Raw genomic sequence first — 24,018 nt, 5'->3', positions numbered from 1 at the left:
GAAAAGCTACAGAAGGCGGGAGATTTCTCCCGCCTTTTTTATGAACATAATATATTAAAATAAATATTAAATATTTTTTATATATTTGCTCAGTATTTCGACAGCCCTCAAATTCAGACTTCTCAAGAATTAAATCGGATTTAGATGTTAATCTAAATTTTGCATTTAATGAAAACCACAACTTTCTTGAACCAGGTCTTGCGATTTGGTACCAAACCAAGTCTTTTTATTAAAAGATTGCATGACCTTAAATTTCGATTGAAATTTTATAGTCAAAGTTTACTGACATTGATTTTGCTTTTAATTGGTACTCGTACTGGTTTTGGGCAAGCCCCCAACTTAGGTACTGCCTCCACTTTTGCTCTCTTTACTGCCGTTGGTGCTTTTAACGGGGATCCAGCATCTAATGTAATTGGTGATATTGGCACAAATGTTGGGGCCTTCAGCCCTCCAGGAACTCATATTGGTGCTGTACATGTGACAGACCCCGTCTCGGTTCAGACTGCAATTGATGTGGCGAATGCATATGCCTTTTTGGCGAGTCTTACCTGCGGGTCAGTTTTGACAACTCCATTGGGCAACGGTCAGATTCTTGGACCTAACATCTATTGCATATCCACTGCGGCCGTATTGAATGCAAATTTAACCTTAGATGGAGGAGGCAATCCGAACGCGATATTTATTTTTCAAATTGACGGTGCTTTGTCTACTAATCCAGGTTCAACTATTACGCTCATAAATGGTGCCGACTTGTGCAATGTGTATTGGCAAATCAATGGAGCGTTTAATCACAATGGCACAATTTTCCGAGGTACTGTTCTTGCAAATGGAGCAATTAACTTTGGCTTTGGAGCATCACTTCTAGGCAGAGGACTTTCCACTGCAGGAGCTATTTCCACCAATACAAACGTGGTAACTTTGTCCAATAATTGCCTGTGCCAGCTAGATGTTACATGCCCAAACCCTTCTGGCGGAACCTTTCAGTCCATCAGCAGCATTCCTGTCGGTGTTCCATCTGATGTAAGGGTGAATACTTCTTGTGGTACAACTTCTGTTGCTATCTCTCAAAGTTCTAGCGGCTCAGGTTGTGTTGCTTCAGCTTATGTCCTGACAAGAACCTATACTGTTTCTGATCAAGGCGGGCATTCAACGTCTTGTGTAGTAACTTATACGGTCATTGATCAGACAGCTCCTACCATCACCTGTCCACCTAATACTACTTTGTATCTGGACAGTATGGATTGTAATAGGGTGTATTGTTACAATGTGACTGCCACAGATAATAGTATACAGACCAGTTTGAATATTCCGGGTTTCCAATTCATCGGACTTTACAATGGGAATACTTATTTTATCTCACCTCCGGGAGCCGGCAATCATTTACATTGGCTTCAAGCCAATGAAATGGCTACTGCTTTAGGAGGACATTTAGTTACCATTGAAGATGGTGCAGAGAATTCTTTCCTCATGAATAATATTCCTTTTACGCCGGGCCTTGCCAACAATCAATATTGGATAGGCATGCGATATAGTCCATCTCAAGATAAATTCAAATGGGTTACTGAAGAACCGGTCAATTATACCAATTGGGGTCCAGGTCAACCGGGTATCATCCCCGGCGATTTTGTTTGGTATTGGGATCCTGTAGGTGGCAGATGGTTTGATTCTCCTTCCTTGTTATTTAGAAGATATGTCATAGAATTTGAAGGTGGACTTCAAGTTAGAAGACTCGCAGGAATTCCGAGTGGAAATCCATATCCTCCGGGTGTAACCACCAACGTTTATCAGGCCATGGATGCATGCGGAAGCATCGCTGAATGTTCTTTTACAGTCAATGTGCTTGGATCATCCAGCCTTTCCAGTAAAAATGTGAATGTATCACTTGATCAGAATTGTGAAGTGACCATTACACCGGAAATGCTGTTGACCGGTTATTACGCTTGTTATGATGTTTTTAAGATAGCATTAAGTTATAACAATCACCCAATTCCAAATCCAGTGGATTCGCATTATTTGGGAAAAACAATTATTGCAACTATAACAGATATCACGACCGGCAATTCTTGCTGGTCCTATATAACGATAGAAGATAAACTGGCCCCAGAGATTATCTGCAGGGATCAAGACATGAGTTGTATTCAATTCAATTTGAATGCAGCCAATCCGGCTGTGATAGAAGATTGCAGCAGATATACGGTGACCCTACTGGATGAATTGACCACGAAATTGGATTGTAATCCGGAATACATAAAAGAAGTAAGAAGAACGTGGATCTCTACAGATACCTATGGCAACATCAGCGATACTTGTGTGCAGCTGATCAGGGTAGAAAGACCGGACATCAATCTTATAGATTTTCCGGATCAGATAGTAGATTTGGAGTGCAGCAGAATCTCGAGATTTGACGCAAACGGGAATCCGCATCCAAGCATTACAGGGATACCTACCTTGGAAGGTTATCAGATATGGCCGAATATAGACTTCATCTGCAACATGTATGTAGATTATGAAGATCAGGATCTGGGAGACATCGGATGTGTGCATAAGATCATGCGAACCTGGCGCGCCAGAGAGTGGTGGTGCAATCAGGAGTTCACGGTTCTGGGCATACAATTTATCCAGATCAAAGACACCGAAGGTCCGATCATTACGCATCGCCCATACGATTTTGATGCGACCACAGGACACAGAGATTGTGAGGCAGATGTATTGTTGCCTGCGATTGATGCTTATGACAGATGTCATGATAAATTGCGAGTTGACATCAGTTATCCTGGAGGATCGTTGATAGGAAAAAATGGCGGAAAAGTAATCCTTCCAGTTGGACGAGATACAGTGATATACCGAATCTATGATGGTTGCTATAATGTAACGACCGATACATTGATAGTGACGGTAAAAGACGATACAGAACCTGTGGCGATATGCGACAGGAGAACAGTGGTGGCTTTGAATGATGCAGGAATCAATTGGGTGCCTGCAGAAGTATTTGACGATGGAAGTTTTGATGAGTGTCACTTACATCATTTTGAAGTGAGGAGGATGGATGCAGATGCGTGTGGCATAGTTGGAGAAGACGATTGGGGTCCGGAAGTTGGCTTTTGTTGTGAGGATGTTGGCAGGACGATCATGGTAGCCTTCAAAGCAATAGACGCAAGCGGAAACGAAAGTGTGTGCATGGTGAGCGTGGAGGTACAGGATAAAGATGTTCCATTGATCAGTTGTCCACCGGATATTCACGTGGATTGCAGATTTGACATAGATCTGAACAATTTGGGAACTTCATTTGGTAAAGTAGTGGACAATGAAGCGGATCGTGAGAAAATAGTAATTGATCCGATTTACTGGCATGAGATATACGGACATCCACAGGATGGAATCGCGTATGACAATTGTAGCCCAAGAGTGAGTGAGCGAATCGATACGAGTGGAATGAATCAGTGTGGGATGGGTTTGATCATCAGAGAATTTACGGTAACAGACGGACAAGGTAACAGCGCAAGCTGTGTACAGAAGATAGAAATATCCAATCATCATCCGATGAGTTATCTGTCGATTACCTGGCCTGCGGATCTGGATACAAATGGCATATGCAATCCTGATCTGTTGATACCGGAGCGATTAAGTGCGCCGTATAATTTCCCAACGTATGTGGATGATGAGTGCAGCCTGATAGGATTAAGCTATCATGATCATGTATTTTCACAGACGGTACCGGGGGATCCATGCTTTAAAATTTTCAGGGTATGGAAACTGATCGACTGGTGTCAGCGTGATGAGTTCAACAACATCGTAATATTCAGCGATACACAGATCATCAAAGTGAGCAATCTGGTAGATCCGATCATCACGAAATTATGTCGTGATACGACGATCTGCAGTTACGATGTACAATGCAGACCGATCCCGATCAGTCTGAGCATAGAAGCGATCGATGATTGTACAGATGTATCGGAATTGTTGTTCCGCTACAAAGTAGATTTGAACAGCGATGGCACGATCGATATAGAAAGAGCCACAATAGGCGACAATACAGCAAGTGGAACATGGCCATTAGGCAGACACATCATCAAATGGGAAGTGGAAGACCGCTGTGGCAATACTGCCAAATGTCAGTCTGAGGTTAATCTGCTGAATTGCAAATCACCGACGGCTTATTGTCACCGTGATTTGTCCATTGGATTGACAGGGATGGATACGGATGGAAACGGTACTCCGGACACGAAGATGGCGGTGGTATGGGCCAGCGACCTGAATGTAAACTCAGGCCACAGCTGCGGTTATCCGGTGACCTTTAGTTTCAGTGCGGATACGAATGATAAATCCAGAACGTATACCTGCGACAGCATAGGACCAAGAAATGTGGAACTGTGGGTAACAGATATCAATGGTAATACGTCCGTGTGCAAGACAGTGATCATCATCTGGGACAATCCTCAGAGTGAGCCACAATGTCCACAGACTTTGAATGTTCGAGTAAACGGACAAATCAAAACAGAGGGAGGAAGTAAAGTAGAGAAAGTAGGGGTGTTGTTAGAGCAATCGACGATGCCTGCGACGAGTACGAACTTTGAAGGGGAATATACATTTGGTCCAATCGCAACGGGCGGATCTTATGCAGTAAAACCGGGGAAGAACGATGACTGGTTGAATGGCATCAGTACAGCGGACATTGTAAAAATACAAAAGCACATACTTGGCACAGAGCCAATCACCTCACCATACAAAATGGTAGCAGCGGATGTAAACAGAAGCAAGACAGTGACAGCGCGTGACATCGCAGATCTTAGGAAGTTGATATTAGGCTTGACACAAGAGATCAGTGGCAATACGAGCTGGAGATTTGTGGATGAGTATTACAGTTTTGGAAGTGCGGAGAGTGCGTTAACGGAGAATTTCCCGGAAGTGTACAACATACCAACGATGTCATCGAATACAGTAGGAAATTTCATCGGGATCAAAGTGGGAGATGTGAATGAATCAGCCAAGACGCGCGGATATCAAAACACAACGAGCCGAAGTGGCAAGGTAATGGATCTGAGCTACAGAGATGAGGAGATGAAGAAAGGAAATGTGTATGAGATAGAATTCAACTCCAGCAACATAGACCAGTTCAGAGGCTTCCAGATGACGATGGAGTGGAATGCAGAGATGATGGAAGTGATGGAAGTGAGCGGCAACAGAAGTAATCATTTTGGAGAAGAACATTACAGCATGCACAAGGCGAATGAAGGAAAAATCACCTTCAGCTGGGATGGCAGTTCAAAGAGCGGAGAGAAATTATTTACGGTGAAAGTGAGAGCCAAAGCAGATGCACGGGTATCAGATGTGATGCACATAGGCAGCAGCATCACACCGGCGTTGAGTATAGGAGAAGGATTGGAGGAAGGCAGGATAGAGTTGAGGTCACAGGGCAAACTTCAAAACGAGTTTGTGTTGTTGCAGAATGAGCCGAATCCATGGAACGGAACGACCGTGATCGGAATGTTACTTCCTGAGAAGGGAGAAGTAAAATTAACGATCTACGACATGACGGGAAAAGTATATTTCCGCAGTGCAAAGGAACTGGGTAAAGGATATCAAGAATGGATAATTGAAAAATCCATGTTGGGAACGTCAGGAGTGTATTATTATCAGGTAGATTTTGATACCAATACACAGACCAGAAAGATGGTTATTTTGGAATAAATTGATGGTAAAAATTAGATTTAAAAGGGGGTTGATTTCAACCCCCTTTTTTTTTGCATTTCCTGTTCTAGACTCATTTATTTATGGGTAAAATTTTATCAATTTGCGAAGAAATTTCAAATAAAATTCATGTAATCATGATGTTAATTAGGTGTTTTGTATAGGTTAAAGTACAGATATTCAATTGATTAATATATTTATAATAATTTTATAATAACTTAATAGATAAGTAATTAGGCAAGGTTACCTTTGTAAACCATATTTTAAAAACTAAACCTTTATTATGAAACGAAGCTTAATTACTCCATTGCTTAAAATCATACCCATGGTAATGATTTTGGGACTGATCACCAAAAACCAGATCCAGGCACAGAGTGTCACCAATGCTCAGATATTGGGTATTGTGACGGACGAAAAAGGAGAGCCTCTCGTGGCTGCTACCGTTCAAGCGAAACACATTCCATCCGGTACCATTTACGGAGTTTATACCCGGGAAGATGGTAGGTTTAACATTCCGAACATGAGAGTTGGAGGGCCTTATACGGTGACGGTAAATTACATTGGCTACAAAAATTATGAGGAAGCCAACATTTATTTGTCCTTGGGTCAGAATTTGAGATACAATGTGAAGATGACTCCTGAAGCCGTATCGTTGGATGAGGTCATCATCACAGCTAAAACAAACGACATCCTCAATTCAGATCGCACAGGTGCCGCTACCAACATTAAAAAAGAAGCCTTGGCGGCTCTTCCTACACTTAGTAGATCTTTAGATGATTTTACCAGACTTACCCCTCAGAGCAGGGCTTCATCCGTGGCTTCCACAACAGGTACTGGAACTTCATTTATAGGACAGGACAGTCGATATAACAATTTGACAATCGACGGCACTATTTTTAATAACAGTTTTGGTCTGGCGTCAACACCCGGAGGGCAGGCAAATTCCACGCCAATTGGTTTGGATGCGGTAGAGGAGATCCAAGTAAACTTAGCGCCTTACGATGTAAGACAAGGAGGATTTACAGGTGCCGGTGTAAATGCGGTAACTAAATCAGGTTCCAACAATTTATCAGGAACGGCTTATTACAATATGCGGAATGAAAGTTTTGTGGGTACAAAGGCTTCAGATAAATCAGTGGTTGTTCAAAACTTCGACATCAAACAATTTGGATTGAGTTTAGGAGGACCCATTATAAAAGATAAATTATTCTTTTTCATAAATGCGGAAGGAGAAAGAAGAGAAGATCCAGTACAATTCAGGGCCTTCAGAGATGGAGATGTAGTAGGTGGAAGTGTAACAAGAGTCAGGGCCTCTGCCTTAGATTCATTAAAGGATCTTTTGCTGAACAAATATGGTTATGATCCGGGTGAATATGACGGTTATACTTTACCAACATTTAGCAACAAGGCTTTAGCCAAATTAGATTACAACCTGGACAGTAAAAATAAAATCAGCCTACGGTATAATTATCTTAGATCATACAGAGATGTTTTGGCAAGCGGCAGTGGTGCACAAGGATTCAGAAACGGAAATACAAACGCTCTGAATTTTAGCTCAGCCAATTATACCATCAACAATGATATTCACTCTGCCATTATAGAATTGAACACCATCATAAATTCAGGCCTTTCAAATCAATTGCAAGTTGGTTATACAGCTAATAGAGATTACCGGAGCAGTCCATCTTCCAGACCATTTCCTTTAGTTGATATACGGGAAGCAGGGAATACTTTTACTTCATTTGGTTATGAAGCATTTACACCCAATAACAGATTAAATACCAATACAATCCAATTTCAGGACAATTTGACCTGGTATAGGAATAATCATACCTTCACTGCTGGAATAAATTTTGAATCATTCACATTTGAAAATACTTTTACCCCCAGATGGTATGGAAACTATACTTATAATTCTTTAAGTGATTTTTATAAGGCAACCAATGGGGATACGGTAACGCTCGCCATTTTTGAGCAACAATACTCTGTATTGCCGGGAAAGGAAATTCCTGTTGATAAAATAACGATACATCAGCCAGGAGTGTATGTGCAAGATCAGGTGAGTGCGTTGGATGATCGGCTTAATGTTACATTTGGCGTAAGAGTGGATGTGCCAATTTATGAAAGTGATGCAGCCTATTTGAACCAGCAAGCTGCAAATCTTAATTTCAGAGATGCAGATGGAAGTACTATTCAGTTAAGGACAGACAAGTTGCCAAAAACACAGGCAATGTTCTCTCCACGAGTTGGATTCAACTATGATGTAAAAGGTGACAGAACTTTTCAGTTGAGAGGAGGTGTAGGCGTATTTACCGGAAGAGTTCCATTTGTTTGGTTGGCCAATCAAATCAGTAACAATGGTGTGACCAAAGGTTCTGTCAGAGATCAAAATGCAGCGACCAGAAAATATATATTCTCTGATGATGTAGCTAAATATGTCCCTGAAAATCCAAAGCTTGCACCAAGTTATAATCTTGCAGTTACGGATGAAAACTTTAAGTTTCCACAATTACTCAGATTTAATTTTGCTGCTGATCATCAATTGATGTATAATGTGGTTGGATCCATTGAAGGTATTTTTAATAAAACCATTAACAATATTTATTACATAGATGCTAACCAGAAAGGTCCGGTTGGAAGTTATGCAGGAGCAGATGCAAGACAATTTTACAGTGGAGGAAGTGCAAATAGAATCAATACTACGGTGACCGATGCTATTTTGTTGAAAAACACCAATCAAGGTTACTCTTTCTCCATCACACCAAAATTGGAAAGACAATTTAAAAATGACTTTTATTTAATGATGGCATACAATTTTTCTGTAGCCAAAGATTTGTTGACAGGAGGATCTATAGCCAATTCTTCCTGGACAGACAATCTTAGTTATGCAGGAAACAATTATCCTGATTTGGCTTATTCCAATGATGATCAAAGACATCGTTTCATAACCGCATTATCCTACAAGTTTAAGTATTCTAAATATACTTCCACACAAGTTTCATTATTCTATCAATATTTCAATCAAGGCAGATTTAGTCTTACTGTAAATGGTGATATTAATCAGGATGGATTAACCCGTAACAACGACCTGATGTATGTTCCTAACGATGGAAGTGAAATTGAATTTAAAGATGCGGCAACTGCTGATGAGCAAAGGGCAGCTTTTATGAATTTTGTGAATAGTAATGAACAGCTTTCAAAATTTAAAGGAGGATATTTTCCTAGAAATGGAGGATTGCTTCCGAACATCCATGGTTTAGATTTTACAGTTATCCAGGAATTTAAATTAAATATCAACTCCAAAGCACATCGTTTGCAATTAAGGGCAGATGTATACAATTTACTCAACATGATCAATCAGAATTGGGGAGGAGGAAACCAAGTGGTGGTGAATACAACCCCTTTAAAGTTTGAAGGAAAATCTGCAGACAATAAACCGTTGTATTCATTTGCAAAAGACAACAACGGACAATACCGTACGAATTTATTAGAAAAGTCTGCGAGATTGGCGGATGTTTGGCAGCTGCAAGTTGGATTAAGATATATTTTTAATTAAGAAAACTTTCATTAAAGTGATGGTTAAATCCTCTCCAATTTTTTGGAGAGGATTTTTTTTTAATATGCAAATCCTTTTTAATATTAAGAGCGAATATTCCTAAAATAGCCAATCTTTTATTCGGTTTAAAAAGGGTAGAAGATCTAATTCATCTCTTGCCTGAGGGTAATAGTGGCAAATATAATTTGGATTAGCCTGGAGAATGCCTATATTTATGCAGAAATTTCAATCTGTAAGAAACTAATGAAAAGAGGGATTTTTCTTTTTATTCTGTTGATTTGTTTTAATTCCTGCCTGGCAAATAACTGTGTAAATTGTTGTGATGTTCCTCTTTTGGAAAAATATTTTAATGTAAATTCCAAATACAATCAGCATTCAGAATTTAAATCCGATCAATTTATCAGTCCTGCGCCCTCCTGTAACATTTTGTGTAATACCGATTTTGAGGATGACAAATTAGTAGCCTTGGGTAGATTTGGATTTTTTCATGAAGATTTGGTTTCTTGCTGGGCAACTACAGCTACTGACAGACAGATCGAGATCTGGGGTAGTGGATTTAATGGTGTGCCTGCCTATTCCGGCAACCAATTTGCAGAATTAAATGCAAACATGGTGTCCACACTTTATCAGGAATTCGATGCCTCACCCGGGAGTTCTGTAACAATTTCATTCGCTCACCGGGGAAGAGCCGGTATAGATGCTTTGCAAGTAGAGGTGGGACCCTTAGGAGGACCTTATATTAATTTGGGAGAGTTTTCTGCAGGTACCACTGCCTGGGTTTACAACACCGTGAGTTATACCTTCCCTCAAAACATTCAAAGTAAGTATACCATTAGATTTAAGTCAGTAAGAGCAGCAGGAGGTGCTACTGTTGGTAATTTTCTGGATGCCATTTCGATAACACTCTCAAAACCTGTAACTGAATTTAAAATTATTTCCCCTCTATGCCCTTTTGACAGTAGTGGTTCTATTGAAGTGAATGTTCAGGGAGGATTACCTCCTTATACATTTAAATGGTTGCCACCCTTAAATTCTTCCGACTCCATAGTGTCCGGATTAGCTGCGGGTATTTATAAAATGGAGCTTAGGGACTTTTATGGATGTGGAGAAGAAATAACGTTTAACCTTACCTCAAAATATAATGTAGATTCTGTAGTTGTGAAGGAGCAAGTTTGCGGTTCCTATTATTGGCCGCTTAGTGATGAAACTTATGATTCAAGCGGAAATTATTCAGTTCATCTAACAAGTGAATTTGGTTGTGATTCAATCGTGATATTGGATCTTAAAGTGTTGCCTACCCATAGATCGGAGTATAAAACTAAATCTTGCGGTTCCTATTATTGGGAAGTGAGTGGAAACCTTTATAGCAAAACTGGCATCTATACGGTATCAAAGCCAAGTGCGAATGGTTGTGACTCGGTTTTTAAACTTGATTTGGAAATCCTTCCTGTTTATACCGAAAAAGTAATCGTAAGTGTATGTGATTTTTATACATCACCTATAAATGGAAAAATTTATACTTCAAGTGGTATATATTTTGATTCCTTACAGACTTCTGAAGGTTGTGATTCTATTATCCAATTAGACCTAATGGTATCCAATAGTTTCCATAAATTAGAGAAAGAAGTTCATTGTGAATTTTATACATGGAATGTGAATCAAGTTACCTATCAGCAGAGTGGAATTTATACGGCCACTTTTAATACAACTTCAGGTTGTGATTCAATATATACGCTTGACTTAACGATATACCCAAAAGTTAATACCATTGAATCCCGCAAATCATGTAATTCATATACCTGGCCAGTAAATGGAATTACTTATGTTGAAACTGGTACATATTCATATACTTTGAGTAGCTCCAATGGTTGTGATTCTGTGATACTACTTGAATTGGAAATTTATGCAAATTATCAGAGGGTGGATACTGTAAAAGTTTGTGAAGAATATCTTTGGCCGGTGAATGGAAAAAGTTATACTACAAGTGGATTATACCATGTTGATTATAATAATCAGTTTGGATGTGACTCAAATTTTACACTTTTCTTAACTGTTCACAATAGAAATTTTGAAAAGCAAATTGTAAAATCTTGTCAATCTTTTAAATGGTTTGTGACCGGATTGAACTATCAAACGAGTGGTATTTATGAAGCAAAATTCATAAACAAATATGGTTGTGACTCCACCATATTATTGGACTTAACCATTTATCCGGAATATTTTCTGGAAGAACAGGTGAGGGTATGCGATGAATATTTCTGGCCTGTGAATGGAAGGAAATATACACAAAGTGGAATATACAAATCACACAATGCTACTAAAGAAGGATGTGATTCAATTTATATTTTGAATTTATCAGTAGATAAATCTTTTATCATTTATGACACAATACAAGCAATAGAAAGTTACACCTGGCCTGTAAATGGCGAAGTTTATAACGAATCTGGTACATACGAATTAAATTTTCAAACAGAAGAAGGATGTGATTCCTTGCATATACTAATACTTGAAATTAAATTGCGGGGAGATATTTTTGTCCCTAATGTTTTTTCACCAAATGGAGATGGAGTAAATGATCACTTTACAATTTATTCAAGTCCGGAAATCAGAATTATTGATAGATTGCGATTATATAACAGGTGGGGTGAATTGATGTTTGATCGATCTAAATTTGAACCCAATGTAGACCACAATGGTTGGGGTGGAAATTTCAAAGAGCAACCGGTAGCGCCCGGTGTTTTTATTTATGTTGTGGAGTGGACAGACCTTAAGAATGATCGACATGTAAAATCGGGTGATGCAACTTTAGTAAGATAATTTGTAGAAAATTAAGTCTTTTAAAACTGGTAATTTATGAAGGAATATTTAGCAAATTCATGACATGCACATAATGAAAAATTTGATTGTGTTGATCGTATTTCTTGTTTTTACAACAGGAAATCCATTTGAAATGAATGCGGTGTATAGTCATGGTTCTGAAGGATACAGAACAAATTTTCTACGAACTAAAGTTGCATGTGATTTAAGAATAAGTAAAGTTGTTGTAGGAGATTGCGAATATGGAATACATACAGGAAATCGCTCAAAAGTTTTGGTGGCAGTTTTTCTTGAGTGGACAGAGCCTATAGCAGGTTCAAAGATTCAAGTTAGTTTAAAAGGTCAGACAAAATTGTACAACCCTTTCATGAAAGGGTGTCCACCTTATGTACAATTTATTCTAGACCCTGATGGAGGTACTTATGTTGTGGATGCTGAGTTTGTTTCCGGAAATTGCAAAGCTGTAGGAGTAAATGCTATTCTTCCTGTTTCTTGTGATCCACCCATCTGCTCAGGGGTGCAATCAATCGGGGGAAAAGTTTATTCAGATTATAATAACAATGGAGTACAGGATATTTCAGAAAATGGTAAGTCTGGGATTGAAATAAGGTTGTACAACGACAATAAGCAACTCGTTGCAATTACGAAAACCATGACAGAAGGGAAATGGTCTGTTAACGGAATCCCACCAGGTACAAAACTAAGGGTGGAATTCCAGGTGCCAATAGGACTTTTTGATGCAATTCCGGGACCTGACAACCATACACGGACTCAGATATCCACAGTAGGTAATTGTAATGTTAGTCTTGGTGTTTTTAATGTTTACGATTTGATAGACGAGAATCCATGGATTGTTACTTCCCGATTTACAAAAGGCAATTCTTTAGATACTACCAGTCCGGCATTTATTGAGCCAGCCATCATTGCAAATAGATATAATACTACTGAAGGCGGACCACGCATAGGACCTAATGGCAATTATCATCCGGCAAGTGCAGGTGAGGTAGGTGCAGTTTGGGGACTTGCCTATCAAAAGCAAACCGGGTTACTTTATTCCAGTGCATTTCTTAAAAGACAATCAGCAGTTGGACCTGCGGGATTGGGTGCCATTTATTATACCGATTTAAACGGTTTTTTGCCGAACCCACCAAACAGCCCAGGATATAAATATTATGGGAACAGTAAATTATTGTTGAACCTCGATGATTTTGGAATCGAAACCGGGGATGAGAACTTAATGGTACGTAATCTGCCGTTAAGTCCAAATCAGGCAACACATGATTCCATTGCATTTGATCTAGTAGGAAAATGGGGAATGGGGGATCTCGACATCAATGACAATGGCGATACGCTTTATGCTGTGAATTTGCATAACAGATCTCTGATTGTTATTGCCATAGGTAATCCATTAAATCTTCCCATTACAGTGGACAGAGTCAAAGAAATTCCAATTCCGGATCCCGGATGTTCAACCGCAGGTGACTGGCGTCCATGGGGATTAAAATTCAAGTATGGTAAACTGTATGTTGGCGGAGTATGTTCAGCAGAGTCTTCACAAAAGAGAGATGATCTAAAAGCAATTGTTTACACCTATGAAAATGGAGCGTTTACAGAAATTGTTTCATTTGATTTGAATTACATAAAAGGGAGTTTATATGATGTCCATTGTAATTATTTCAGACCCTGGACCTTTGACTTTTATGGTGCACATTTGAATGGCGAGGTAGTATGTGGTCCGGTACCAATATTGTCTGATATTGAATTTGATTCAGATGGTAATATGATTTTAGCTCTTGGTGATCGCTATGGTTATCAAACAGGAGGAAGAGATTACGGGACAAAGTCAAATGATAATTTTCGATATTTAACTTTTGCCGGAGGAGATGTTTTAAGACTTTTTCAACTGAAAGGAAATTATTTATTGGAGCAAAATGCAACCTCAGGATTTTATACCACTCTCGGGGCCAACAATAGCCAGGGAATTTGCGATGGAGAATTTTATTATCAGGATGGATTCTCCGGTCATCAGGAAGGTGCCTTGGGAGCCCTTGCAGTGCATCCAAGTTACAACACTGTGTTGTCTACACTAATGGATCCAAGTAGCGTGTGGTCAAATGGCTGGAGTCAACTGGATAATTCCAATGGTACAAAAAAGGTGAACTATAATATTTTTTCCGGAGAGAATGGAACATTTGGAAAATCATCCGGATTGGGAGATATTGAATTACTCATTGGTTCTTCTCAATCAAAAGGCATTGGAGTTTCTGTTGGAAATTATATTTGGAGTGATGCAGATCAGGATGGAGTGCAGGATCCAGGTGAGTTGCCTCTGGAAAAAATTCCTGTGCAACTTTATGACAGTTTGGGGCAATGGGTTAAAGGCACATTTACTGATGCAAAAGGGCTTTATTATTTTTACAACCTCGAGCCATCCACTTTATATTACATCCAGCTTGGAGCAGATACAAATTATGTGAAGAATGTATTAGTCATTGACAGTGTACAATATGTATCAACCACATATAGGTCAAGAATTAATTTTGGAAATTCAGAAAATGATTCCGACGCTTCAAAATCTTTACCAAAACCAGTTTCCTTTGGAGGCAAGATTGTTCTTGATTATAAAACCGGACAGGAAGGAGAGAATGACTTTTCGCTCGATTTTGGATTGCATTCATGCTATCCTGGTATTGTTCACAAGATAAATTTAAAAATATGCATGGCGGACTCCATTCTTGTTGGGAATGTTTGGTTCTCCAAAGACAGAACTTTAGATACTGTAGTCATTCGTGGAATTTTACCAAATGTTTGCGATTCCATTCTTGAAGTGAATGTTGAGTTGTTATCCTCAGTTAATTCTAATTTCGACACGGTGATTTGTGCAGGAGAAAATTTGACCATTGGCAACATGATTTTTGATGAAGCGAATAGCAACGGCTCAGTAACATTGTTTGGTGCAAATCAATATGGATGTGATTCAATTATTTCTGTTCATGTTGGATTTCATCCGATCCCAATGTCTGTTTTTGATACTTCCATTTGCAAGGGGGGTAAACTTATCATTGGGAACATCACTTTCGATGAATTGAACACAAAGGGTTTGGTTAGACTCCCTGGGACAAATCAATATGGATGTGATTCTCTTGTATTGGTACAACTTTTATTTTACGATACACCCTCTTCAATTTTTGATACCACTATATGCTCAGGAGAAAGCTTTAAAATGGGTTCTGAAACATTTGATGAAAAAAACAGAAAGGGAATTGTCATGTTTTCAGGAGCAGGTCAATATGGCTGCGATTCAACAGTTTTGGTCAATGTGTCTTTTTATCCTATACCAGTTGATCAGGTTGATACTGTTATTTGTCGGGGGAAAAGTATCATGATTGGGAACACCCTCTTTGATGAAAAAAATCAAACAGGAAGAGTTGTTTTTCCAGGCGTAAGCCAATATGGATGTGATTCCGTCGCCAATATAAATCTGAGCTTCTATCCTATTCCGGCAGGAGTGCTGGATACGACCATTTGTTACGGTCAAAGTATATCGATAGGGAATACTACTTTTAATGATTCAAAAAGGAGTGGCACGGTTACTTTAAACAGTGCAAGCAGCAATGGTTGCGATTCAGTACTTTCAGTAAATCTAAAATTTTATCCGGAGCCAATTTCAATTTTGGATACGGCAGTTTGCCCTGGAGAAAAAATAATTATTGCAGGAAAGATATTTGATGAAAACACAGGATCTGGTAAGGTTATATTTTCCGGTGCCGGCAGCAGAGGTTGTGATTCTTTATTGCAAGTAAATTTAAAGATTCGTGCAGGTTTTCTAAAAAGCGAAACGGTCGAAAATTGTAAAGAATACACCTGGCCGGTAAATGGGATTACTTATAGAAAAAGTGAGGAGGTGGCTTTGGATTACAAAACTAAATTTGGCTGCGATTCAGTGTATAGATTGAAATTGACTATTTTACCTGAATATACTTTTTACGATACACTTTGTGTGTTTGAAAAATATTTTTGGCCTGCTACCAATGAATTTTATGAAGAAAGCGGTTCTTACATTTCCAATTTAAGCTCCTCCCAAGGCTGCGATTCCCTTCATTTTCTTTATCTGCTGATTCGTAGAAGTGATGATGTGTGGGTACCCAATGTTTTTTCCCCAAATGGAGATGGGGTGAATGACAAACTTTCAGTATTCTCAAGCCCCGAAGTAAAGATGATAGATAATTTTATGATTTTTGACAGGTGGGGAGAGAACGTGTTTAGTTTGAAAAATTTTCTTCCCAATGATCCTCAGCTTGGATGGGATGGAAATTTCCGAGGTCGTGAGTCTAGCCCGGCGGTATATGTTTATTTGGTGGAATGGCGTGACAAAGCAAATGAAAGTCATAAAATTTCTGGCGATGCCACCTTGGTTCGTTAAATAACTGAAACGCATGATCAGTAGAATTTTTGAAACAACTGTGACCAATGTGGAAGAAGGGTTTTGGGGTTGTTTGAAATTTATTCTGACTGATTCATTTAAAAAATTTCATCCAATTTTATTTTTACTGATTGGCACAACTGGAACATTCGCACAAACGGATACTATTTTTTGGTTTGCAGCACCGGATGTTTCTTATGGTTACGCCAATTTTGATAAACCTATATTACTTTGAATCGCAAACCCGGGAAAGACTTCCTTGGTAACTGTAACACAACCTGCAAATCCTGGATTTAATCCCATTGTAGTTTCTGTGGCAGCAGGATCTTCAACCACCATAGATTTGACCCCGTGGCTTGGGCAAATCGAAAATGCACCTCCAGATAAAATACTCAATTATGGTTTGATGATCAAGGCAACCAATCCTGTAACGATCTATTATGAAGTGATGAGTACACAGTGTGCCTGCAATCCTGAAATTTTTGCGTTAAAGGGAAACAATGCTTTGGGAAATGATTTTTTTATCCCCATGCAGAATTTTTTGGATAATGCAAATTACAATCCCACCCCATATTCTTCATTTGATATTGTGGCGACTGAAGACGGGACCAAAATTTCCATTTTTCCTTCCAATGATGTGGTTGGACACCAGGCAAAAAATCCCTTTGTTATTTTTTTAAACAAAGGGCAAACCTATTCTGCCACCGCAGTTTCACAATCTGCAAGCAAACATTTGGATGGTTCACGGGTGAGTTCAGACAAACCGATTGCAATAACCATTAAGGATGATTTGATGTTCGGCGCTCCTTTTGGCGGTGGCTGCGCTGATTTGGGAGGAGATCAACTTATTCCCCTTACAATCCTGGGATCAGAATACATAGCTGTCAGAGGCTTTCTAAATGCGCCTTATGATAAAGTATTTATTCTTGCCACTCAAAATAATACGGTAGTAAATGTCAATCAAAATCCTGTTGCAGTTTTAAATGCAGGAGAGACCTACGTGCACAATATAGGGAATAATATTTCTGCCTACATTAGGGCAAGTTTGCCGGTTTACGCGCTGCAGATGTCCGGATTTGGATGTGAAGTTGGATTAAGTGTATTGCCCCCAATTTTTTGTACCGGTTCCAGAACGGTGGCATTTACCCGATCGCTCAATGAACCAATTTTTATTACACTTTTGGTTAAGTCAGGAGGAGAAGGAAGTTTTTTGTTGAATGGAAAAGTTGGTGAGATCAATGCCAGTCAATTTAGCCTAGTTCCGGGAACCAATGGCAAATGGATGAGTGCACAGATACCACTCACCTCCGCACAGGCCCCTGTTGCAGTCTCTTCCGTGATCAGCAATGATCGTGAACTTTTTCATCTGGGAGTAATTCACGGAACGGTGGGAGGAGGTTGCAGGTTTGGTTATTTCTCTAACTTTAATAAAGTGACAGCAGACTTTGCTGTGAAGGATACGGTCTGTCAGGGTGAGACCGTAAGTTTGTATTATAATGGACAATTTGGGTCAGCCGCAGAAATTGAATGGAAATATCCTGATGGAGAATTGGTTGAACAGCTCGATGAAAGCCATATAAAAATAAAATGGAATACTCCTGGATTGCATTTTGTTACACTGACCATCAATGATGCGGAATGTTTAGACATGATTACAAAACCTGTCTACGTAACTTCTGGTACAACCAATTCTCAAATAGTGTCAGCATGTGATTCTTATACCTGGCCTGTTAATGGATTCAATTATTTCAAATCCGGATTTTACACAGACACCTTCAGTACTATTTATGGTTGCGATTCAGTTGAATTGTTGGACCTCACAATAAGTCCATCTTATTTCATTTCAGAAAATGTGATGGCCTGTGATTCCTTTATTTGGCCGAAAGATGGAAAAATGTACAAAACCGGTGGGGTGTATATTAAAAATCTCCCATCTGCCAATGGATGTGATTCCATCTTGCGTTTGGATCTTAAAATTCTTACATCAACAAAAATAATTGAATCCAAAACTTCTTGTAATTCTTGGTATTGGCCTGTTACAGGATTGGTATATGTGAACAGCGGAACCTATACTGCAACATTAAAAAATCAAGAGGGATGTGATTCCAATATTACACTAGACTTACACATAAACCCAAGCTATAAATTTACTGAGAAGGTAAGCATATGCGATTCATATTTGTGGAAGGTAACTGGTAAAATGTATACAAAAAGTGGAAGGTACATCGATACGTTGTTTACTTCAACCGGTTGCGATTCTATTCACATACTTGATCTTGAAATCCTGTCTTCAGAAAAAACAAAGGAGTACCAAACATCCTGTGATTCCTGGTATTGGCCGGTCAACCAAAAAATTTATAACTCAAGTGGTACCTATACCGAATCATTTACAACATTATCCGGTTGTGATTCCATTCATGTACTTGAATTAATCATCAAACCTTCTGATCAAATTACAGACACGCTGAGTAAGTGTGGATCTTACCTATGGCCAGTGGATGGTGTAGTTTATACAAAAAGTGGCGAGTATAAAAAGTTGTTCATGAATGCAGATGGCTGCGATTCTATTTTTGTTTTAAACCTTACCATTCTGAACAATTCTTCTTCAAGAGCTTCAGTTTCTGCCTGTTCACGATATAAATGGGAGGTGAATGGTCAAACCTTTGAGAAGAGTGGGACCTACTCATGGTCGACGGTGAATACGCAAGGCTGCGATTCTACCATTTATCTAGATTTGGCTATTTATCCTGAATACAAAAATGAAGATACTGCTAGAGCTTGCGGAAACTTTTTTTGGCCGGTGAGTGGAATGAATTATGAACAAAGTGGAACTTATTACAAAAAATTACAAAGCCTTTATGGTTGCGATTCAACTTACATAATTAATTTGAAAGTAGATCCGGAGTTTATCCTCTACGATACAGTCACCAATCTTGAAAACTACTTCTGGCCGGTAAATAATGAATACTACCATGAATCAGGCCAATATCAAGAATGGTTTCATACCGTGGAGGGTTGTGATTCACTTAGAATTTTGATCTTAACGATTGTACGCAGAGGAAATGTCTACTTGCCGAATGTGTTTTCGCCAAACGGAGATGGTATAAATGACCGGGTGACGGTTTTTTCAAGTCCTGAGGTCAAGAAGATTGACAGGTTTAGGATTTATGACCGATGGGGAGAATTGCTGTTTCAACAGTCTGTATTTCCTCCCAATGATGAGTTTTTTGGTTGGGACGGAACCTTGTTGAGGAAATTGGTAAACCCTGGTGTTTTTGTATATCATGTAGAATGGACTGATCAGGCAGGGGACAAGCATATGGAAAAGGGCGACCTGATACTGCTAAGATGAATTTAATTTAGTCGATTAAATAAGCAGGAAAATCATTTAAATGAGTTAAAATGTATCATTCCATATAATTATAACAAAATCATTTACTGAGACTTTGAATTTGCCATTATTGGTATTCCTATATGATTATAATATTTTTTCCCTTATTGTAGAAGGCATGCTTTTCCAGATGATCTTTTTGTTTCAGTAGAATTGGCAGCTGTTTTTATTAACCAAGTTGCCAATGAGGTTGGTCTATTTTAATTCAAACTATATTGAGAAGAGATTTGAAATTTATTTTTAAAATTATTACCAAGTACGAAGAGATTCGTATTACATTTGTAAAAAAATAAATCAAATGCACAAAATTGTTTGTTCAGTATTCCTTATTGTAATGGTCAATTTCATTATTGCCCAGGAATTACCCAATAAAATCAACAACTATAATTTCCAGACGGTCAAACTAGTAGACCGTACAGGAGTTAAAAATCAAAACAAAAGTGGCACCTGCTGGATTTTTTCGACTCATTCTTTTCTGGAATCTGAGCTGATGCGAATGGGTAAAGGAGAGTTTAATTTAAGTGAGATGTACATTGCCCGTGCCGGGTATTTGGAAAGGGGAGAGAATTACATACGCAGGCAGGGATCCACTGCATTCGGTCAAGGTGCGGAAAATCACGATGTCATGAGAATTATTGATGAATATGGTTTGGTGCCTGAAGAAGCTTATGCAGGTTATCCTGATGGGCAGGACAAACCTATCCATGGAGAGATGGAATCGGTGTTGAAAGCTATGGTGGAAGCAATGGTTAAGCTTCCGGATGGTAAACTTTCTCCAAATTGGAAGAAAGTCTATCAGGGCGCTGTGGATGGATATTTTGGAACACCTCCTGCCAATTTTACATTCAAAGGTAAAAGTTATACTCCTCAAACATTTGCCGGCAGTCTGGGAATAAACTCCGGAGATTACATAGCATTGACTTCCTTTACTCATCATCCGATGAACAAACCATTTATTCTTGAGGTGGCGGATAATTGGTCAAATGGTATGTTTTATAATATTGCCATTGATGAATTAATTAATTCTGTGGATCAGGCAATTAAAAGTGGATATTCTGTCTTGTGGGCAACGGATGTAAGTGAAAAAACATTTTCAGCAAAGAATGGACTGGCCATTAATCCATATATGGCATGGGAAGATATGTCCGACACTGAAAGGGACAGTCTTTGGAAAGCGCCGCATCCTGAAAAGTTTGTAACGCAGGAGGAGCGTCAATTGGGATTTGAAAATCTCAGTACCACCGATGATCATGGTATGCACATAGTTGGAATTATGAAAGATCAGAATGGGACGGAATACTATGTCGTAAAAAATTCTTGGGGATCAGCAATTAATAAAACTACCGGCGGATATATTTATGTGTCTAAGGCCTATTTCAGGAATAAGACCATGTCTGTAATGGTAAACAAAAATGCCTTGAACAAGGATCTGAAGGCAAAGCTGGGGTTGTAGTTTATTTTCTTATTTATTGATATTTGAATTTAACCTTCATCATTTTTCTTGAAGTTGCTGGAGCTTGTGGTAGATGGAAGGTAATTCATCATCAGAAATGGATGTATTGTTTTTACAAAGTTCAATGAGCAGATCATCTTGCTTTCTGCCGAGGGTCATGGCTTGATGATAACTGACATCCGGTCTGAAGGTTACCAGTGCATATTTTGAATAATAATTAGGAAACAATTTTTCAAGTCGGGATTCAAGCGATTTCTTTTTTTGAAAAATCGGATCGCCTACTTTATCTCTCATTTCAATAAAATTGTCTTCAGCAAGATCTGAGATGGCATCAGAATTTATTTTTCTAAGTTCGGTAAACTTTGCAAATAATTCTTCGCCTTCCAAATTCTGATCCAGCAATTTGTCCAGCACTACTACATCTTCAAAACCGCAGTTCATACCTTGTCCATAAAACGGAATGATCGCATGAGCGGCATCCCCCAACAACAACAACTTATCTTCAAAATGCCAGGGATCGCATTTGACTGAATATAAATGCCCGGTTGGGTGATCAAAAAACTCTTTTTGTAATTCAGGAATCAGTGGAAGTGCATCGTTGAAATATTTTTCATAATAATTCTGAACATCTTGTTTTGTATTTAAATGCTCAAGGCTGTCTTCGCCTTTATAGGAAATAAACAAAGTGGCGGTAAAGGTTGCATCCGGATTTGGCAATGCAATCATCATAAAATGTCCCCTTGGCCAAATGTGTAAAGAATTTTCTTCTAATCTGAAAGAACCATCTGCAGCTGGTGGAATGGTTAGTTCTTTATATCCATAGTTCTGAAAAAATTGCTTGTAATTAAATCTGATTTGCGCACTTAGATTCATCAGTTCTTTTCGTGCAGCAGAATTCGCGCCGTCGGTTGCAAGTAAGGTGGCATTTTCTTTCAGAATCACTTTTCCATCATTGGTTTGAAACTGACAAGTTCCGGTCTGGTGATCCCAGCCAATTAATTTGGTATTAAAATGAATGGAAGATCCGGGAATTTTTTCCAGCGCGTCCATCAGATATACATTTAGAGTTCGCCTGCTGATTGAATTGATGAATTCTCCCGGACGTTCACTGTAACTTTGGAAAAGTAACTGACCTTCCAAATCATGAATCATCCTGCCATTCATTTGCACTGCATGAGCGAGAATTTCTTTTTCCATTCCCACAATCTTGAGCCCGCCAATCCCACGATCAGACAAGGCAAGGTTGATCGATCTGCCGGCGGAAATATCACTTTTTCGCATGTCCGAACGGGATTCGTAAATGGAAACTTTAAATCCTCTCTGTGCCAATCTTAATCCTAAAAGACTTCCTACCAATCCGGCACCTGCAATGATGATTTCTTTATTTTTCATGGATGATTACTTAAATATATTAAATGCGCTACAAATCTAAACAGCCAATATTTTTTTTAAGGATTGATAAAGCTGCCAGGCATCCTCAAAGGAATTGTAGAGGGGTACAGGTGCAACCCGAATCACATCGGGCTCTCGCCAGTCTGCAATGATTTGTTGCTCGGACAGCTGCTTGTAAATACGCTTATCCCCATTCTTAATTTGAATAGAAAGTTGACATCCTCTTTCTTCTTCACTTAGTGGAGTAAGTATCCGAATAGAGGGATGTTCCAATGATTCAATTAACTGACGCAGGTAGTTGTGCAGACTAATGGATTTCTTTCGCATGGCAACCATTCCGGCTCGCTGAAAAATTTCCAGTGATGCCATTAAACTTGCCATTGGCAGAATGGGTGGATTGCTAAGTTGCCAACCTTCTGCACCGCTCATTAATTTAAGTTGCGGAGACATTTTAAACCGGTTGGCTTTGTCATGCCCCCACCAACCAGCAAATCGAGGGAGTTCAAATGATTCACCATGTCTTTCATGTACAAAACAACCTGCAAGTCCACCAGGTCCTGAGTTTAAATATTTATAACTGCACCAGACCGCAAAGTCAGGTCCGTCATTATGCAAATTCAATAACAGATTCCCGGCACCATGCGCCAGGTCAAAACCCACTTTACAACCATGAGCATGCCCTAATTCCGTAATGTAACGGATAGGATAGGCTTGTCCTGTGTAATAGTTTACGGAACCAATGAGGATGAGTGCAATCTCGTCCCCATGTTTACGGATGGTTTGTTCGATTTTTTCTTTTGTAATATAGACTTCTCCTTCATTCGGGGTAAGAATGATCAAACAATCTTCCGGATTATAACCATGGAACTTTATTTGGGAATCTACCGCATAGCGGTCTGAAGGAAAGGCACTGTATTCAATTAATATTTTATTTCTTTTGGGAGTTGGGTTGTAAAATGATACCATCATTAAATGCAGATTGACTGAAAGGGTATTCATCACAACCACTTCAGAAGGTCTTGCTCCTATTATGTGGGCCATGGGCTCAGTTAAAAATTCATGGTATCTCACCCAGGGAAAATGGGCCATCTCATGGCCATGTACCCCATGTTTGGCCCAATCATCCAATTCCCGATTAATGTATGCCCTGGCTTTGACGGGCTGTAAACCAAGCGAGTTGCCACAGAAATAACTATAAGGAACGCCTTCTTCATCTGAAGGGAAGCAAAATTCTGCACGAAATTGCTGGAGAGGATCATTTTGATCAAGGAATTTATAATCGTTGAGCATGCAAAGAA

At 39.1% G+C, this 24,018-nt stretch carries 9 protein-coding genes; 7 read left to right on the top strand and 2 right to left on the bottom strand.

Annotation, left to right across the window (positions count from 1 at the left end; genetic code table 11):
* Positions 1-168: 168 nt before the first annotated feature.
* From IPJ53_16005 to IPJ53_15975, 7 genes are all read left to right on the top strand, one after another.
* On the top strand, positions 169-5,688 hold the full coding sequence (locus tag IPJ53_16005; protein ID MBK7800607.1) for a DUF3494 domain-containing protein: 5,520 nt from the start codon (positions 169-171) through the stop codon (positions 5,686-5,688).
* 283 nt (positions 5,689-5,971) lie between these two features.
* The gene (locus tag IPJ53_16000; protein ID MBK7800606.1) at positions 5,972-9,244 is read left to right on the top strand and encodes a carboxypeptidase regulatory-like domain-containing protein; all 3,273 of its coding nucleotides are present in this window, start codon (positions 5,972-5,974) and stop codon (positions 9,242-9,244) included.
* A gap of 171 nt (positions 9,245-9,415) precedes the next feature.
* Complete coding sequence (locus IPJ53_15995; protein ID MBK7800605.1) at positions 9,416-12,061, top strand: gliding motility-associated C-terminal domain-containing protein; 2,646 nt, start codon at positions 9,416-9,418, stop codon at positions 12,059-12,061.
* Positions 12,062-12,134: 73 nt separating this feature from the next.
* Entirely contained in the window at positions 12,135-16,484 is a 4,350-nt protein-coding gene (locus IPJ53_15990) for a gliding motility-associated C-terminal domain-containing protein (protein MBK7800604.1), read from the top strand.
* A 13-nt stretch (positions 16,485-16,497) separates the two neighbouring features.
* Entirely contained in the window at positions 16,498-16,719 is a 222-nt protein-coding gene (locus IPJ53_15985) for a hypothetical protein (protein MBK7800603.1), read from the top strand.
* Positions 16,720-16,743: 24 nt separating this feature from the next.
* Positions 16,744-19,836, top strand: a complete 3,093-nt coding sequence (locus tag IPJ53_15980) for a gliding motility-associated C-terminal domain-containing protein (GenBank protein MBK7800602.1) — start codon at positions 16,744-16,746, stop codon at positions 19,834-19,836.
* Positions 19,837-20,173: 337 nt separating this feature from the next.
* A complete protein-coding gene (locus tag IPJ53_15975) occupies positions 20,174-21,328 on the top strand; it encodes an aminopeptidase (GenBank protein ID MBK7800601.1) in 1,155 nt (384 codons plus the stop codon).
* Between the two features lie 39 nt (positions 21,329-21,367).
* On the opposite strand, the gene IPJ53_15970 is transcribed toward IPJ53_15975, so the two are convergent.
* Both IPJ53_15970 and kynU read right to left on the bottom strand, forming a co-directional pair.
* On the bottom strand, positions 21,368-22,720 hold the full coding sequence (locus tag IPJ53_15970; GenBank protein MBK7800600.1) for an FAD-dependent monooxygenase: 1,353 nt from the start codon (positions 22,718-22,720) through the stop codon (positions 21,368-21,370).
* Between the two features lie 36 nt (positions 22,721-22,756).
* Entirely contained in the window at positions 22,757-24,010 is a 1,254-nt protein-coding gene (gene kynU, locus IPJ53_15965) for a kynureninase (protein ID MBK7800599.1), read from the bottom strand.
* Between the last annotated feature and the right edge of the window lie 8 nt (positions 24,011-24,018).

Origin of the sequence: Candidatus Vicinibacter affinis, from assembly GCA_016714365.1 — a bacterium.
Taxonomy (GTDB): Bacteria; Bacteroidota; Bacteroidia; order Chitinophagales; family Saprospiraceae; genus Vicinibacter; species Vicinibacter affinis.
This window is presented reverse-complemented; position numbering and strand designations above follow the sequence as displayed.

Coding starts and splice junctions, on each gene's coding strand:
- IPJ53_16000 (MBK7800606.1), top strand. CDS start 5,972: ATGAAACGAAGCTTAATTACTCCATTGCTTAAAATCATACCCATGGTA.
- IPJ53_15985 (MBK7800603.1), top strand. CDS start 16,498: ATGATCAGTAGAATTTTTGAAACAACTGTGACCAATGTGGAAGAAGGG.
- IPJ53_15975 (MBK7800601.1), top strand. CDS start 20,174: ATGCACAAAATTGTTTGTTCAGTATTCCTTATTGTAATGGTCAATTTC.
- IPJ53_15990 (MBK7800604.1), top strand. CDS start 12,135: ATGAAAAATTTGATTGTGTTGATCGTATTTCTTGTTTTTACAACAGGA.
- IPJ53_15970 (MBK7800600.1), bottom strand. CDS start 22,720: ATGAAAAATAAAGAAATCATCATTGCAGGTGCCGGATTGGTAGGAAGT.
- IPJ53_16005 (MBK7800607.1), top strand. CDS start 169: ATGAAAACCACAACTTTCTTGAACCAGGTCTTGCGATTTGGTACCAAA.
- kynU (MBK7800599.1), bottom strand. CDS start 24,010: ATGCTCAACGATTATAAATTCCTTGATCAAAATGATCCTCTCCAGCAA.